We start from the raw sequence: 15,713 nt of genomic DNA, 5'->3' as shown, positions 1-15,713 counted from the left end.
CGGACAGTCAAGCACCCCGGCCGTGCCGGCGCTCAGGACCGGTCGGTCAGCGCCGCAGCCTCGTCATCAGCCTGCTCAGGAGCCTCTTCGGCTCCGGCTCCTTTGGCCGGCTCGGCGCCGGCCGGGCCGGCGTCCGTACCGTCGGACCCGGCGTCCGTGGCCGAGGCCGCGGCGTCGGGGTCCGGCGCTGCCTCCGCGGTGGCCTCGGACTCCGGCTCCGGCGCGCCGGCCGCTTCCGCGGTGGCCTCTGCGGCGGAGTCGGCAGCCGTGGTCGACGACGGCGCGTCACCGGCAGCGGAGTCCTGCGGGGCCGTGACCTCGGCCGCGGGCGTGGTGGTCCCGGACTGTCCCTCGGTGTGGGCGCCCTCGTGCTCCTCGTGCTCATGGGCGTGCGCCGCAGCTGCGGCGATCGTCGCGAGCGTCGCCTTGACCGCCGCACGCGCCTCCGACTTGTCGTCGGGGAGCTTGGGAACGTCGGCCGCGGGGCCGGCGGAGGCCCCCGCCGAGCTCGAGTCGTCCTTCTTGCCGGTCCCCCGCTTGCGGCGGGACCGCTTCGAGCCGCCGTCGCCCTCGGCCGACGACGACCCACCGCGCTCCACCGGGTGCTCGTGGACCACGAACCCACGGCCCTTGCAGTGCTCGCAGGTCGAGGAGAACGCCTCCACCAGGCCCTGCCCGACGCGCTTGCGCGTCATCTGGACCAGCCCGAGCGAGGTCACCTCGGCCACCTGGTGCTTGGTGCGGTCGCGCCCCAGGCACTCCACGAGGCGGCGCAGCACCAGGTCGCGGTTGGACTCCAGGACCATGTCCACGAAGTCGATGACGATGATCCCGCCGATGTCCCGCAGCCGGAGCTGACGGACGATCTCCTCGGCGGCCTCGAGGTTGTTGCGCGTCACCGTCTCCTCGAGCGTGCCGCCCGAGCCGGTGAACTTGCCGGTGTTGACGTCCACCACGGTCATCGCCTCGGTGCGGTCGATGACCAGCGAACCGCCCGAGGGCAGCCAGACCTTGCGGTCCATGCCCTTGGCGAGCTGCTCGTCGACGCGGTGCTGGGCGAAGACGTCGTCGGACCCGGTCCAGCGCGTGACCCGCTCGCGCAGGTCGGGGGCGAGCTCGTCGACGTAGGTGGAGATCTCGGACCAGGAGCGCTCGCCCTGGACGACCAGCGAGCTGAAGTCGTCGTTGAAGATGTCCCGGACCACGCGGATCGCCATGTCGGCCTCGCCCTGCAGCAGGGCCGGGGCGTTCGTGGACGACTTCTCCGCCGTGGCGGTGATCGACTCCCACTGCGACTGCAGCCGGGCGACGTCCGCCCGCAGCTCGTCCTCCGAGGCTCCCTCGGCGGCCGTGCGCACGATGACGCCGGCGCCCTCGGGCACGACGTCGCGCAGGATCTTCTTGAGGCGGCTGCGCTCGGTGTCGGGCAGCTTGCGGCTGATGCCCGTCATCCCGCCACCGGGGACGAACACCAGGTAACGACCGGCCAGGGTGACCTGGGACGTCAGGCGCGCACCCTTGTGCCCGATCGGGTCCTTGGTGACCTGGACCAGGACGGAGTCGCCGGACTTCAGCGCCTCCTCGATGCGACGGGGCTGGCCCTCGATCCCGGCGGCGTCCCAGTTGACCTCACCGGCGTACAGCACGGCGTTGCGGCCCTTGCCGACGTCGACGAAGGCCGCCTCCATCGACGGCAGCACGTTCTGCACCCGGCCGAGGTAGACGTTGCCGACCATCGACGCCTGCGCCTGCTGGGACACGTAGTGCTCGACGAGCACGCCGTCCTCCAGGACCGCGATCTGCGTGCGGGCGTCCTGCTCGCGCACGATCATCGACCGCGTCACGGCCTCGCGACGGGCCAGGAACTCCGCCTCGCTGATGACCTGGCGGCGGCGCCCGGCGTCGCGGCCCTCGCGACGGCGCTGGCGCTTCGCCTCCAGACGGGTCGAACCCTTCAGCGCGACCACCTCGTCCTCGGCGCGCTCCGAGCGGCCGCCGTCGCGGTCGTTCCCGCGGCCACCCCGACGACGCCGGCGACGGCGACGGCTCGACGACGCGCGGTCGCCGCCGTCACCCTGGTCGTCCTTCTCGGACCCGGAGGCCTGCTCGGTCTCCGACGACGCGTCGTCCTGCGCCTCCTCGGAGGGCGCGTCGGCGCCGTCCCGGCGGTCCGCGCCGCGGTCCGAGGCGGCGCCGGAGTCGTCACCGGACGCGGCGGAGCCCTCGTCGCCGTCCTCCTCCGATCCCTGCTCGACCTTGCGGCCGCCACGACGGCCGCGGCCGCCACGGCGCCGGCGGCGACGCGGGCGGACGTCGGACTCGTCGCCGTCCTCGCGGTAGTCCTCGGGGCCGAGCTCGACGAGCTCCAGGCCCTCGGCCGTGAGCTCGGACTCGATGACCTCGACCTCGCTGACGGCGGCCTCGTCGGCCTCGGTCAGCTCGAGCGGCTGCGCCTCGACGGGCTCGGCAGGCGTCGCGGTCTTCTCCGGCTCGTCAGGCGTCGGCCCGTCCGTCGTCGCGGCGCCGGCCGTCGCAGCCTCGGTGCGGGCACCCCGGCCGGACGCGCCCTGCGGGCGGGAGGCCGAGCGGCGTCGGCCCGAGGCCGCCGTGCCGGACGACGTCGTCTCCGCGGCGTCCGCGGAACCCGGGGCCGGTGCCGACTCCCGAGCGGTCGTCTCCTCGTGCTCGCGCGGCGGTCCGGCCGGTGCCTGGGCACGGCGGGACGCGCGCGGGCCCGACAGGTCGGGTGCCTGGAAGAGCAGCGCCGTCGTCGCCAGGCGCGGGGTGCCGGCCTGGCCCACGGTGTCCTGGTCGCGCTGGGCCGTGCCGGTCCGGGACGTCGAGGCCTTGGCCGCCGAGGCCTTCGTCGTCGACGCCTTCGCGGTCTTCGAGCTCTTCGGTGCCTTCGCGGGCGTGTCGGCGGAGGCCGCTGCGCGGGACGTCGAGGACTTCGTTCGCGAGGTGCGGGCCTTCGGCTCCTCGGACGGTGCGTCCGACGGCGCGGCAGGCTCCTCACGACCGGCGGCCGCGTCGTCGGCGGCGGCCGGCTGCTCGGCGGACTCGGGCTTGCTGGCGGGCCGCGACGCCTTGCGCGAGCGTCGGCGGGCGGGCGCCGTCGGCTCCTCGCCCCCGCCGTCGTCGGCCCGGGAGGTGCCGGGGCCGTCCGGCAGCACGATGTCGTCCAGGGAGAGGCGTGCCGCCCGGGACTCCTCGGTCCGCGCCGCGGCGGCCGGCTCGGGCAGCTCGACGGCGGGTGCGGCGGCCGGCTCGGGCGGCTCGACAGCCGATGCGGGCTCGGCCGCCGCGGGCTCGTCGTCGACCGCCGCGGGCTCGGCGGGCACGGGCGCGTCGGCGGCGGCGTCCGCGACCGGGGCGGCCGGGCCGGCGGTCCGACGGGTGGCGCGGCGCGGCTTCTTGCCCGCTCCGGACGCCGTGCTGCCGGACGTGCGGGTGGTGCCGGGCTCCGGCTGCGCCGGCGCCGACGTCGTCGGCTCGGCGGCCGGGGCGGCGTCGGGAGCGGCCTGCGCGGCGGAACCGGGGACGATGATCGGGGCCGGCGCGGTCTGCGGGGACGCGGCCGGACGGGTGACGCGGCGGCGGGTCGCGCGCCGGGGGCTGGTGCTCCCGTTCTCGGTCGCTGCCTGGTCGCCGGTCGGGGTGTCGGACGTCACGAAGTGCGCTCCTGCTCCCGGGTGCCGGCCCACACCTACCGGCCGCCGGGTGGTCGTCGTCGGGGTGGCAGCGCTGCTCAGCGCGCCGCCCGGACGGAAGTCTCGGTCGCGGTTGCCCCTCCCCCGTCTTCGCGGCCGCCGGCAGCCGGGCCCCTTCACGCCCGGCTGCGGCACCGCGTTCGGACGCGGAAGACGCAAGCATGTCGACCGTCCGGAGGATGTGGCCCCGGAAGGTCTGCCGTCCAGTATCGCACTGATGGGTGGGACCGCAGACCGAGCGCCCGGACGCGGCGTGGCGCCGCTCACAACGACCCTTCAGGACTTGACTCGTGAAGATCTTCACGAGAGCGTTCGTGAAAGTCTTCACAAGTCACGGATCGCGCCTCGCCGTGCGGACCCCCGACGGCGGACCTACCGTCGTTCTCACAGGTCCGCGGCCATGTCGCGGCCCCGTGCCGCTCCGGATCGCCCTCGAAGGAGTCTCCCCCGTGGACGCGCTCACCCTGGCACGTTGGCAGTTCGCCATCACCACCGTGTACCACTTCATCTTCGTGCCGCTCACCATCGGCCTGGCGCCGCTCGTGGCCGGCATGCAGACGGCGTGGGTCGTCACGAAGAAGGAACGCTGGCTCCGCCTGACCAAGTTCTTCGGCAAGCTGCTGCTCATCAACTTCGCGCTCGGCGTCGTGACCGGGATCTGGCAGGAGTTCCAGTTCGGGATGGCCTGGAGCGAGTACTCCCGGTTCGTGGGGGACGTCTTCGGCGCTCCGCTCGCCATGGAGGCCCTGGCCGCGTTCTTCGTCGAGTCGGTGTTCCTGGGCGTGTGGATCTTCGGGTGGGACCGGGTGTCCAAGAAGATCCACCTGGCCTCGATCTGGCTGTTCGCGCTGGCGACCAACCTGTCGGCGTTCTTCATCCTCGCGGCGAACTCCTGGATGCAGCACCCCGTCGGCACCGTCTACAACGAGGAGACCGGCCGCGCCGAGATGGAGTCGATCTGGGCCGTCCTGACGAACAACACGCTCCTGGCGGCCTTCCCGCACACGATCACCGCGGCGTTCCTCACCGCGGGGACCTTCATCGCGGGCATCGCGACGTGGTGGATGGTGCGGCTGGCGCGCAGCAAGCGGCCCGAGGACGTCGAGACGGCCCGCACCGTCTACCGGCCCGCCGTGCGCCTGGGCGTGTGGGTGATGATCGTCGCGGGCCTCGGCGTCGCGTTCACCGGGGACGTCCAGGGCAAGCTGATGTTCGAGCAGCAGCCGGGCAAGATGGCCTCCGCCGAGGCTCTGTGCGAGGGCGAGGAGTCCGCCGACTTCTCCATCCTGTCCGTCGGGCCGCTGTACGCCGGCTGCGAGGACGTCGACCACCTCATCACCATCCCCGGTCTGGCGAGCTACCTCGGCACCGGCCACTTCTCCGGACCCGAGTCCTACCTGCCCGGGGTCTACGACGTGCAGGAGGACTACACCGAGCGCTACGGCGACGTGACCGTCGACGGCGAGGCCGTCACCTACACCCCGCCGCTCGCGGTCGCGTACTGGTCGTTCCGGCTCATGATCGGGTTCGCCGCCTTCTCGGTGCTGCTCGCCCTGGCCGCGCTCTGGTTCACCCGCAAGGGTCGGGTCAGCGACAACGTCTGGTTCGGCAGGCTCGGCCTCCTGGCGCTGCCCATGCCCTTCCTCGCCTGCTCGTTCGGATGGATCTTCACGGAGGTGGGCCGCCAGCCCTGGGTCGTGGCACCCAACCCGAGCGGCATCGACCAGGTCCGCCTGCTCACCGACCGCGGCGTCTCCACCGCCGTCCCGCCGGGCGTGATCCTGACCTCGATGATCGTGCTCACGCTCGTCTACGCCCTGCTCGCGGTGGTCTGGTACCGCCTCATGCACCGCTACACGATCGAGGGTGTCCCCGACTCCGTGCGGGACGAGTCGCCGGAGGCGCAGGACCCCGACGACACCGACCGCCCCCTGTCCTTCGCCTACTGAGCCCCCGACCACTGGAGACCTGACGTGGACCTCGCGATCCTCTGGTTCGTCATCATCGCCGTCCTGTGGACGGGCTACCTCGTGCTCGAGGGCTTCGACTTCGGCGTGGGCATGCTGCTGTCCGTGCTCCCCCGCGGCGACGCCGAGCACCGGGAGAAGGAACGGCGCGTGCTCGTCAACACCATCGGACCCGTCTGGGACGGCAACGAGGTGTGGCTGCTCACCGCCGGCGGCGCGACCTTCGCCGCGTTCCCCGAGTGGTACGCCACGATGTTCTCGGGCTTCTACATCCCCCTGCTGATCATCCTGCTCGGGCTCGTGGCCCGCGGCGTCGCGTTCGAGTACCGCGGCAAGATCGCCGACGCCGCCTGGGCCCGCCGCTGCGACCTCGCCATCCAGGTGGGGTCCTGGATCCCGGCCATCATGTGGGGCGTCGCGTTCGGCAACCTCGTGCGCGGCCTGCTGCTCGACGAGGGCTTCCAGTACGTCGGCGGGTTCTGGGCCCTGCTCAACCCGTTCGCCCTGCTCGGCGGGCTGACCACGCTGATGCTGTTCCTGCTGCACGGCTCGGTGTTCGTGGCCCTCAAGACCGACGGGGACCTCCGCGAGCGCGCCGCCCGCCTGGCCTCGGGCCTCGCCGTCGTCGCGCTCGTGGTGGCCGGCGGCTGGGCGATCTGGGCGCAGGTCGCCTACTCGGTCACCTGGACCTGGGTGGCGGTGATCGTGGCGGCCGGCTCGCTGGTCGGCGTCGTCCTCGCGACCCGCGCGCGGCGGGAGGGCACCGCGTTCACGCTGTCGGCGGTAACGATCGTGGCGGCCGTCGTCCTCATCTTCGGGTCGATGTACCCGGACGTCATCCCCGCCGTCGACGGCGGCACGGCGCTCACCGTCGAGGCGGCGTCGTCCACGGACTACACCCTGACGATCATGAGCTGGGTGGCCGTCGTCCTGACCCCGCTGGTCATCGCCTACCAGAGCTGGACCTACTGGGTGTTCCGCCGCCGCCTGTCCACCCGGGACATCCCCGCGCCCGCCGGGCTGAGCTGGCGCAAGATCAAGGACGCGGCGTTCTGAGGTGAGACCGCTCGATCCCCGGCTGCTGTCGCAGGTCCGGGCCGCACGCTCGTACGTCGCCCTCACCGCCGCCCTCGGCGTCGCGTCGGCCGCTCTCGTGGTGGTGCAGGCCTTCGCGATCGCGCACGCCCTGGGCCCCGTCGTCGTCGCCACCAGCCCCGGCGGCGACGGGGTCGTGGACCAGGCCCAGACCGCCCGGTGGCTCGCCGTCCTGGCGGGGGCCGCCGTCGGACGCGCCGCGGTGGCCTGGGCGCAGGAGCGGTTCGGCCGGCGGGCCGCCGCGCTCGTGGTCGCGGACCTGCGCGAGCAGGTCGTGGCGCACGCCGTCGAGCTCGGACCGCGACCGCCCGCCGGAGCGGCGCCGTCGGACGTCGCGACGCTGACCACCCGGGGCCTGAGCGACCTCGAGCCCTACCTGGTGCGGTTCCTGCCGCAGCTGCTGCTCACGGCACTCGTCACCCCCGCTACCGTGCTCGTCGTCCTCGGGCTGGACTGGGTGCCCGCCCTGATCGCCGTCGTGACCCTGCCGCTGGTGCCGTTCTTCATGTGGCTGATCGGCACCATGACCGCCGGGACCTCCGAACGGCGCCTCGCCGCCGTCGAACGCCTCGGCTCCCAGGTGCTCGACCTGGTCGCCGGGCTGCCCACGCTGCGGGCGTTCGGTCGCGAGATCGGGCCCGGTGCGCGCGTCCGGGCGCTCGGTGAGTCGTCGCGGCGCGCCACCCTGGGCACCCTGCGCGTGGCGTTCCTGTCCGGTGCGGTCCTCGAGCTGCTGACCACGCTGTGCGTCGCGATCATCGCCGTGGGCGTCGGCCTGCGGCTGGTGGAGGGCGGCATCGAGCTGGTCCCCGCGATCGCGGTGCTCGTGCTCGCCCCGGAGATCTTCCTGCCGCTGCGCCGGGTGGGCTCGGAGTTCCACGCCTCGACAGACGGGCTCGCCGCCACCCGCCGGGCGTTCGCGGTGCTCGACCTGCCTGTCCCGCCCCGCACCGGGGCGCCGGTTGCGCCCGTGGCCGACGGCGAGCTCGTGCTCGACGACGTCTCCGTCCGCGCGCCCGGTCGGGAGGTGGAGGCTCCGGCGCACCTGTCGGCGCGCATCCCGCTCGGCACCGGCGCTCGGGGTGGTGGCCGCGTCGTGGCCCTGCGCGGGCCCAGCGGCGCGGGCAAGTCGACGCTGGTGCTGCTGCTGCTCGGTCTGCTGCGCCCCGACGCCGGACGCGTCGCGATCCGGACCGGGGACACCGCACCGTCCGACCTCGCGGACTCCCCGGCGTGGTGGGACCGGGTCGCCTGGGTGCCGCAACGGCCCGCGGTCGGCCCCGGCACCGTGCACGACGTCGTCACGGACGGCGTCGACGTGCCCCTGGCAGCGCTGGACGCGGCCGCGGCGACCACCGGGCTCGACGCCGTCCTGGCCGATCTCCCCGCCGGCTGGGACACACCGGTCGGGCTCGGCGGCGCCGGTCTGAGCGTCGGTCAGCGCCAGCGGGTGGCGCTGACCCGTGCGCTCGTCGGTACCGCCGACCGGCCCGTCGTCGTCCTGGACGAACCGACCGCGCACCTCGACGCCCGCGGCGAGCAGGTGGTGCTCGACACGGTGCGCGCCTGGCGTGACGCCGGACGGACGGTCGTCGTGGTGGCGCACCGGGCCTCGTTGCTGGCGTTGGCGGACCAGGTGGTCGACGTCGAGGCGAGGACGGCGGTGGGCTCGTGAGCGACCCGTTGGTGCGCATCGCACCGCTGCTGGAGATCCGCTGGCCCCGCGTGGCCCGGGCCGTCCTGCTCGGCACCGCCACGCTCGTGTGCGCGATCGGGCTGGCGGCGGCCGCCGCGTGGCTCATCGCCCGTGCCTCCCAGATGCCGCCGGTGCTCGTGCTGTCCGTCGCGACCGTCGGCGTGCGGGCGTTCGGCACCGGGCGGGCGTTCTTCCGCTACCTCGAACGCCTGGCCTCGCACGACGTCGCCCTGCGTGGCATGGCGGCCCTGCGCGCGAACCTCTACGACCGCCTGGCCCGTGGGGGCGCCGACGTCGTGGCCCTGCGCCGCGGGGACCTGCTCGCCCGCGTCGGGCGTGACGTCGACGACGTGGGCGACGTCGTCGTGCGAGCGCTCGTCCCCGGTGCGGTCGCCGTCGTGGCCGGGCTGGGCTCGGTGGTCCTGGTGGGGGTGTTCCTGCCCGCGGCGGGGGCCGTGCTGCTCGCCTGCCTGCTGCTGACCGGCGTGCTCGCGCCCTGGCTGGCATCGCGGGCGTCGGCGTCGGTCGAGCTGCGCGGCGCCGCCGCCCGCGGCGAGGTGTCCGCCCGGACGCTGGAGCTGTTGGAGGACGGTCAGCAGCTGAGGGTGGCCGGGCACCTGAACGCCCGGACCGCCGGGCTGCGGGCAGCGGACCGGCGCCTCGCCGCGGCCACCGACGACGGCGCCCGGATCGCCGGCGTGTCCGCGGCGATCGAGGCCGGCGCCCAGACCCTGGCGGTGCTGGGCTGCCTGCTGCTCGGCATCCCGGCGGCGCTGGCCGGCGACCTGGCCGCGACCGAGCTCGCCGTCGTCGTCCTGACACCGCTCGCGGTGTTCGAGGTGACGACGGCGCTGCCCGGGGCCGCGGTGCAGCTGCGCCGGTCCCGCGAGGCCGCTCGGCGCCTGCTCGAGCTGCTGCCCGCGGACGCCCCGCACCCCGCCGACCCGCCGGCGTCGGCGGCCGCAGACGCAGCGCTGCTGGAGCTCGACGACGTCGCCGCGGGCTGGTCGGGGACACCGGTCGTCAGCGACGTTGGTCTTTCGCTGCGTCCCGGCTCGGTCGTGGCGCTCGCCGGACCGTCCGGCGTGGGCAAGACGACGCTGCTGCTGACGGCCGCCGGTCTCCTGGCGCCGGTGAGCGGATGCGTCCGCGGCGCCGGGCTGTTCGTCGCCGAGGACGGGCACGTCTTCGGCACCACGGTGCTGGAGAACCTGCGGGTCGCCCGCGCCGACCTCACCGAGGCCGAGGCCCGCGAGGCCCTGGACGCCGTCGGGCTCACCGCCTGGCTGGCGGCGCTGCCCGAGGGGCTCGGGACGACGCTCGGCACGGGCGGGACCGACGTCTCCGGCGGGGAGCGCCGTCGGCTCCTGATCGCCCGCGCCCTGCTGGCCCCGCACAGGGTGCTGCTCGTGGACGAGCCCGCGGAGCACCTCGACGCCGCCACCGCCGACGCGCTGGTGGGGACGCTGGCCGCGATCGCTCGCGCGACCGGACGCGCCGTCGTCGTCGCCTCCCACCGGCTGTCTCCCCTGGCGGCTGCCGACGAGGTGCTGCTGCTCGGCCGTCCCGACGCCGACGGCCAGGAGGCACGCGTCGTCGCCCGGGGTCGCCACGACGACCTGCTGGCCGGCGTGCCGGACTACCGCTGGGCGACCGCCCAGGAGTCGCCCGCCGCCCTCGCCTAGCCCCACACCACGGCGCTGTGGGTGCACGACGCGCCGTCGTGCCCCACGGCCCGACGGCGCGTCGTGCACCCACAGGCGTCGGCAGGGCGGGGACGACCCCGAGGCCGGGCCCGGCGGGACAGCACGGGTTCAGGGTCACGACCAGGGTGTTCCCTGGTCCGCGCGGATTCTCGCGTCCGTAGCGTCGGCCCCATGATCAGGATCGACTCACTCGTCAAGCGTTACGGCGACTTCGCCGCCGTCGACGACGTCACGTTCACGGCGCTCCCCGGCCGCGTCACCGGGTTCCTCGGTCCGAACGGGGCCGGCAAGTCCACGACGCTGCGGATCCTCACCGGCCTGGCCGAGCCCACGGCCGGCCGGACGACGGTGCTGGGACGCCGGTACGCCGACCTGCCCAACCCCGGTCTCGACGTCGGCGTGCTCCTGGACGCCTCGGCCCAGCACGCCGGCCGGACCGGTCGCGAGACCCTCGTGCTCGCCCAGCGGACCATGGGCCTGCCCGACGCCCAGGTGGACGCCATGCTGGACCTCGTCGGGCTCACACCGGCCGAGTCGAAGCGCCGCGTGCGCGACTACTCGCTGGGCATGCGCCAACGCCTCGGCATCGCCACCGCCCTGCTCGGCGACCCGCAGGTGCTGATCCTCGACGAGCCCGCCAACGGGCTCGACCCGGCCGGCATCCGCTGGATGCGCGACCTGCTGCGGGGGTTCGCCGACGACGGCGGCACGGTGCTGCTCTCCAGCCACCTGCTGGCCGAGATCGAGATGATCGCCGACGACATCGTCGTCATCGGGCACGGGCGGATCGTGGCCTCCGGCACCCAGGCCGAGCTGCTGGCCGGTGCGGGCACCCTGGTACGGGCCGACGACGAGGCCTCGCTCGCCGCGGCGCTCACGGCGGCGGGACACCTGGCCGACCCCGGGCCGACGGGCGGCGTCGCCACGGACGCCGACCCGGCCGCCACGGGCCGGATCGCCCACACCGCCGGGATCCCCCTCACCGAGCTCCGCGCCGCCGACGGGGCGGGCCTCGAGCAGATCTTCCTCGACCTCACCGCGGACGACCAGCGCGACCCGGCCGCCCCGCGCGCCCACGCCCCCGCCACGACCGCCGGAGTCCCCGCATGAACGCCGCACCCGCCACGACCTCGCCCGCCAGGGCTCTGGCAGCCAGGCCCGCCCCGATCGCCCCTCGCCCGCCGATCCCGGTACGCCGGCTCGTCGACGTCGAGCTGCGCAAGCTGGCCGACACCCGGTCCAGCCGATGGCTCCTGGCCGCGGTGGGTGCCATCGTCGTCCTGGTCGTCGTCGCGCTCGGCGTCTGGGGAACGGACCAGGAGGTGGCGTTCTCCTCGCTGGTGAGCAACACCGCGTTCCCGCTGCAGCTCCTGCTGCCGCTGGTGGCCGTGCTCGCCGTCACCGGGGAGTGGAGCCAGCGAGGGGCGCTGACCACGTTCGCGCTGGTACCCCGGCGTGACCGGGTGATGGCCGCCAAGGCCGTCGCCGCGGTGCTGGTCTCGCTGGCGGCCACCGCCCTGTCGTTCGCGGCCGGCGCCGTGGGTACGCTCGTGACCGCCCAGGTTCGCGGCATCAAGGCCACGTGGGACCTTCCGCCCGACCTGGCGCTGCGCCTCGTGCTGGCGAACCTCGTCGCGGTGGCCTTCGGATTCGTCGTGGCCGTCGTGATCCGCAGCTCCGCACCCGCGCTGGTGTCCTACCTCGCGTTCATGCTCGTCGTGCCCATGCTGTCGGGCGTCGCCGCCGGACTGTTCGGATGGTGGGCCGAGCACGGCGCCTGGCTGGACCTGTCGTGGGCGATGCAGTTCGTCGGGTCGCCCGAGATCACCGGCGAGCAGTGGGCGCAGGTCGGGACGTCGGCCCTGCTGTGGATCGCCCTTCCACTGGTGCTGGGGATGCGGCGGCTGCTGCGCGTGGAGATCCGCTGACGAGCAGGCGCCGGGCCCCGCTACGGCACGCGCAGCTCGCTCAGCGGATCACGGCAGGCGGCCCACCAGGCAGGCACGGCACTGACGATCACGGGCGTCGTGGCCAGCACCATCGTCACCGATGCTGCATAGACGCCACCGGGAAGCGGGTGCCCTGCCTGCCAGAGCCAGACGGTACCGGCAGCGGCGCCGAGCCCGGCACCGACGACGGAGAGGACTGCGACCTGGGCCACGACCAGGGTGACGATCATGCGGCGTGTGGCGCCGAGTGCACGGCGGCGGCCGAAGTCCCGGCGGCGGATCAAGGCAGCACCCCAGACGACGAGGGTCACGACCGAGACGGCGGCGGCCAACGCGCCGAGCACCATCGTCCGGCTCTGCGCCGTCAGCTCACCGTCGACGACCCCGGCCGCCCGTGCCAGATCCTCGGAGGCCTGGATCATCAGGTTGGGCGCCGGAACCTCCCTGAGCTCCTGGGTGAGCAGATCCTTGACCACGGCGACATCGTCCGGGGTCCGAGCGACGACGACGAGGCTGGCGAGGCGGGCGTGCGGGGCGCTGGAGACATCCACCGTGCGGATCACCAAGGGGTCGTAGGAACGCAGCGCCTCGGGCAGTTCCTGCTCACCCACCACGAGGTAGTCGACACCGGTCATCGGTTCCCTCACGACCCCGCGGCCAGAGATGCCCAGCCCGGTGGCGGACGAGTCCGTCACGACGACCTGTTCGAGCCCCGCGACCGACGGACCGGCATGATTCGCTTGGAGACCGTAGACGGCTCGGAGCGCCACCAGGTTGCCGGCAGGATTCGCTGCTGCCCGGACGTCGACGGCGGGCCCCAGCCCGACCGCGGACTCGACGGCGTCGTACCCCTCCAGACGCGGCACGACGTCGGCGGTGAGCCCGGAAGCGTCGTCCCCACTGACCGCCGCCGTCAAGGTGCGCGTCGCGACCGTGTCGAGCCGCGCGATCACCTGGTCCTGTGCGCCGGCAGTTCGGCCGGCTGTGACGAGCACCGTGGTCGTCGCGCCGAGCACCACGAGGAGCGTGACCAGCGAGACGACCCGTTGAGCACGCACCGAGACCAGCGTCTCCCGAAGCATCGCAGCGGCGACGACGAACAGACGTCTCACCGCTCTTCGAACCTGACGTGGACGTCGGCCCGCGCCGCGACCTCCGCGTCGTGAGTGACGAGGACGACGCACCCCCCGGCTGCCGCGTGCGAGCGGAGCGCGGACAGGACGACGTCTGCGCTGGCCGGATCCAGGTTGCCCGTGGGTTCGTCGGCAAACACGATCTCCGGCGAGGTCAGGAGGGCCCGGCACAACGCGATGCGTTGGGCTTGACCGCCGGAGAGCTGACCAGGTCGGCGTCGCAACGGGACCTCGACTCCCACCGTGCCGAGCAGCTCCTGCGCACGTCGGAGGTATCGACGCGGATCCTCGTGACGGTACAGAGCGGACTCGACGACATTGTCGAGCACGCTGCGCGTCGGATCCAGAGCAGCGTCCTGGAAGACGAACCCGAAACGACGGGCTCGTACCCTGGCGCGGTCCGGGTCGGGGAGATGGTCGACTCGCCGCCCGTCGATCAGGACGCGCCCCCTCGCGGGCCGGGTGAGAAGGGCCAGCAGGTAGAGCCGCGTCGACTTCCCGCACCCGGACGGCCCGGTCATCGCCGTGAGAGTTCCCCGCTCGAAGGTCTGCGACCAGTTGCCCATGATGGGAGCCTGCGCGCCCGGGTAGCAGAACGACACGCCCTCGGCGGCAAGCGCTGCGGCGGTCACGGCGCGGCCGATCCCGAGACGGGCGCACGGTTCGAGGTGCCCTGGCCGACAGGTACGCGCATCCGTGTCCCAGGATCGATTCCCCCCACGACTGCTTCGCCACCCACGACCGCGTCGACCGTGACGTCGACGACCGTGCCGTCCTCCAGGGTGACGACCGTGGTCCCCTGCCCACCGACCGCGATCGCAGCAGCAGGCACCGTGGTGCCCGTCGTCGGCGGTGTCACCACAACCCGGGCGGGGACGATCTGATCACCGCCCACGGCCACGTCCTCGTACCACGTGTCACAGACGCTCTTGCGACCGTCGGCCGCTTCTATCCTCGCCGTGGCGGTGCCGGACGTGACGTCATCGCTGGTGACGATCTGCCCGATCACCCCGGTCAGCTCCTTCGGCCCGGAATCGATCTCGACCGTCATGCCCGGCTCCACGAGCCGCAACTGGTCCTCGGGGATCGTCAGGTCGAACCGCGCCTTGGAAGACAACACGGCAGCCACCTCGGTCCCTGGACCGACGTGAGAGCCGATGGCCCCCTCCTCCACCCAGTCGACCACGCCGGGCAGCCCCGGAACGAAGACGACCTGGCCGAGCGGCACATCACCCGTGCTGGGTAGCCCCACCTGTTCCTGCCACTCGCGGACCTCCTGCACGGTGCGCGCACCGAACTTCCCATCTGCCGGAGCTGACCGAATCCCGGCAGTGATCAACGCCTCCTGCAGCTGGCGAACGTCGGCTCCCTCGACGTCGCGGCGAAGCTCACGGAACGCCGGAACCCGCCCGGAGACGGCCACGACAGGAACGAGGTCCACGGAGTACAAGCGATCACCGGGCCGGACGATCTCACCTTGGCCCACGAGTCGTTCGGTGAGGACACCGTCCAGGGAGTTCGCCACCATGGCACCGACGTCCCTGCTCGCAGTGACATCGAGCCGGATCGACCGCGAGATGGTTCCCTCCGTGGCCTCGGCAACCGCGAATGCAGCATTCTCCACCGGAGCCGACGGAGGCGACAGGAGCACCGCGAGAGCCGCGCCGAGACCAGCACCCACCACGAGCAGGGCGACGAACAACAGCGCCGGGGGAAGGACACCCCGTCTGCGGAGCAGCCTTCGACCGAGCGTGCTCATGAGCGAGCCCCGCTCGCAGCGGGCGGTGTCACGGCTGCGGGCACGTCGCGGTCACCTCGCTCCAGTCGGCATCAGCGGGAAGCTCGGCATGCGGTAGCCAGGGTCCCCCGTCTCCGTAGTAGGAGTCGATGAAGACGTTCTCCGAGGGCGGATCGGAGATACTGAACCCCATGCCCTCAAGACACTTCTTCGACTGGAGCTGGGAGCGGTAGACCGCTCCCAAGTCCGCCCTGGACAAGGGAACCGCGCCCGGTTGCGAACCGGCCTCCTGCTCGCACGCGGCCAAGACGTCGTGGAATGCGTCGCGCTGCTCCGTCGGTAAGGAATCGACCGAGATGCTGTTCTGAGGGCCGACCTCGACACCTTCCCAGCCCTGGTCTCGGGCGCATCGCGCCACGGTCTCGACCCATTGCCCTGCGCCCGGTTCCTCGAGACCAGATCCGCATCGGCCCGCTCCGCCGAGACGTCCGCCTCGTCGTTCGCGACGAGCGAGCTTCCTTGATCGAGACCAGGGTCTGGCTGCGGGCTCTCACTCTCCGTGCTGGCGGCGCAACCCGCCACAAGAAGGAGGCCGACCAGGGCGGTCGCCAGGCGTCGCACTTATACCCTCACGCAGGTTCCGCTCGCGGACTGCATTCCACCGTCGGTCGTGACGCTCCACCAGGACTCCCAGTTCGGGCTGTCGCTGTGGCGAGATC

Annotated in this window: 10 protein-coding genes; 6 read left to right on the top strand and 4 right to left on the bottom strand. The window is 73.4% G+C overall.

The annotated features are described in order from the left end of the window. Positions 1–32: 32 nt before the first annotated feature. Positions 33–3,671, bottom strand: a complete 3,639-nt coding sequence (locus ACIQLL_RS15680; RefSeq protein WP_402469101.1) for an Rne/Rng family ribonuclease — start codon at positions 3,669–3,671, stop codon at positions 33–35. A gap of 488 nt (positions 3,672–4,159) precedes the next feature. On the opposite strand from ACIQLL_RS15680, the gene ACIQLL_RS15675 reads away from it, so the two are divergent. The 6 genes from ACIQLL_RS15675 (at position 4,160) to ACIQLL_RS15650 (ending at position 12,102) form a co-directional block, all read left to right on the top strand. After that, complete coding sequence (locus ACIQLL_RS15675; RefSeq protein ID WP_402469098.1) at positions 4,160–5,659, top strand: cytochrome ubiquinol oxidase subunit I; 1,500 nt, start codon at positions 4,160–4,162, stop codon at positions 5,657–5,659. 24 nt (positions 5,660–5,683) lie between these two features. Then, complete coding sequence (gene cydB / locus ACIQLL_RS15670) at positions 5,684–6,733, top strand: cytochrome d ubiquinol oxidase subunit II (RefSeq protein ID WP_402469096.1); 1,050 nt, start codon at positions 5,684–5,686, stop codon at positions 6,731–6,733. Position 6,734: 1 nt separating this feature from the next. Continuing rightward, positions 6,735–8,447: a thiol reductant ABC exporter subunit CydD gene (gene cydD, locus ACIQLL_RS15665; protein ID WP_402469094.1), complete on the top strand. Its 1,713-nt coding sequence runs from the start codon at positions 6,735–6,737 to the stop codon at positions 8,445–8,447. Next, on the top strand, positions 8,444–10,153 hold the full coding sequence (gene cydC, locus ACIQLL_RS15660; RefSeq protein ID WP_402469091.1) for a thiol reductant ABC exporter subunit CydC: 1,710 nt from the start codon (positions 8,444–8,446) through the stop codon (positions 10,151–10,153). Before cydD ends, cydC begins: the two co-directional genes overlap by 4 nt. A 192-nt stretch (positions 10,154–10,345) precedes the next feature. Then, positions 10,346–11,284: an ABC transporter ATP-binding protein gene (locus ACIQLL_RS15655; protein ID WP_402469088.1), complete on the top strand. Its 939-nt coding sequence runs from the start codon at positions 10,346–10,348 to the stop codon at positions 11,282–11,284. Beyond that, positions 11,281–12,102, top strand: coding sequence for a hypothetical protein (locus ACIQLL_RS15650; protein WP_402469086.1), 822 nt, complete (start codon positions 11,281–11,283; stop codon positions 12,100–12,102). Before ACIQLL_RS15655 ends, ACIQLL_RS15650 begins: the two co-directional genes overlap by 4 nt. 20 nt (positions 12,103–12,122) lie before the next feature. On the opposite strand, the gene ACIQLL_RS15645 is transcribed toward ACIQLL_RS15650, so the two are convergent. Genes ACIQLL_RS15645 through ACIQLL_RS15635 form a run of 3 tightly spaced genes read right to left on the bottom strand, consistent with a single transcriptional unit; the run spans position 12,123 to position 15,015 of the window. Continuing rightward, positions 12,123–13,235: an FtsX-like permease family protein gene (locus ACIQLL_RS15645; RefSeq protein WP_402469084.1), complete on the bottom strand. Its 1,113-nt coding sequence runs from the start codon at positions 13,233–13,235 to the stop codon at positions 12,123–12,125. After that, positions 13,232–13,888: an ABC transporter ATP-binding protein gene (locus tag ACIQLL_RS15640; RefSeq protein WP_402469082.1), complete on the bottom strand. Its 657-nt coding sequence runs from the start codon at positions 13,886–13,888 to the stop codon at positions 13,232–13,234. Before ACIQLL_RS15640 ends, ACIQLL_RS15645 begins: the two co-directional genes overlap by 4 nt. Then, complete coding sequence (locus ACIQLL_RS15635) at positions 13,885–15,015, bottom strand: peptidoglycan-binding domain-containing protein (RefSeq protein ID WP_402469079.1); 1,131 nt, start codon at positions 15,013–15,015, stop codon at positions 13,885–13,887. Before ACIQLL_RS15635 ends, ACIQLL_RS15640 begins: the two co-directional genes overlap by 4 nt. Positions 15,016–15,713 lie beyond the last annotated feature (698 nt).

Source organism: Isoptericola aurantiacus, from assembly GCF_044769875.1.
GTDB classification, from domain to species: Bacteria; Actinomycetota; Actinomycetes; order Actinomycetales; family Cellulomonadaceae; genus Isoptericola; species Isoptericola aurantiacus.
The sequence above is the reverse complement of the archived record's forward strand: the minus strand, read 5'-3'. Positions and strand labels throughout refer to the sequence as shown.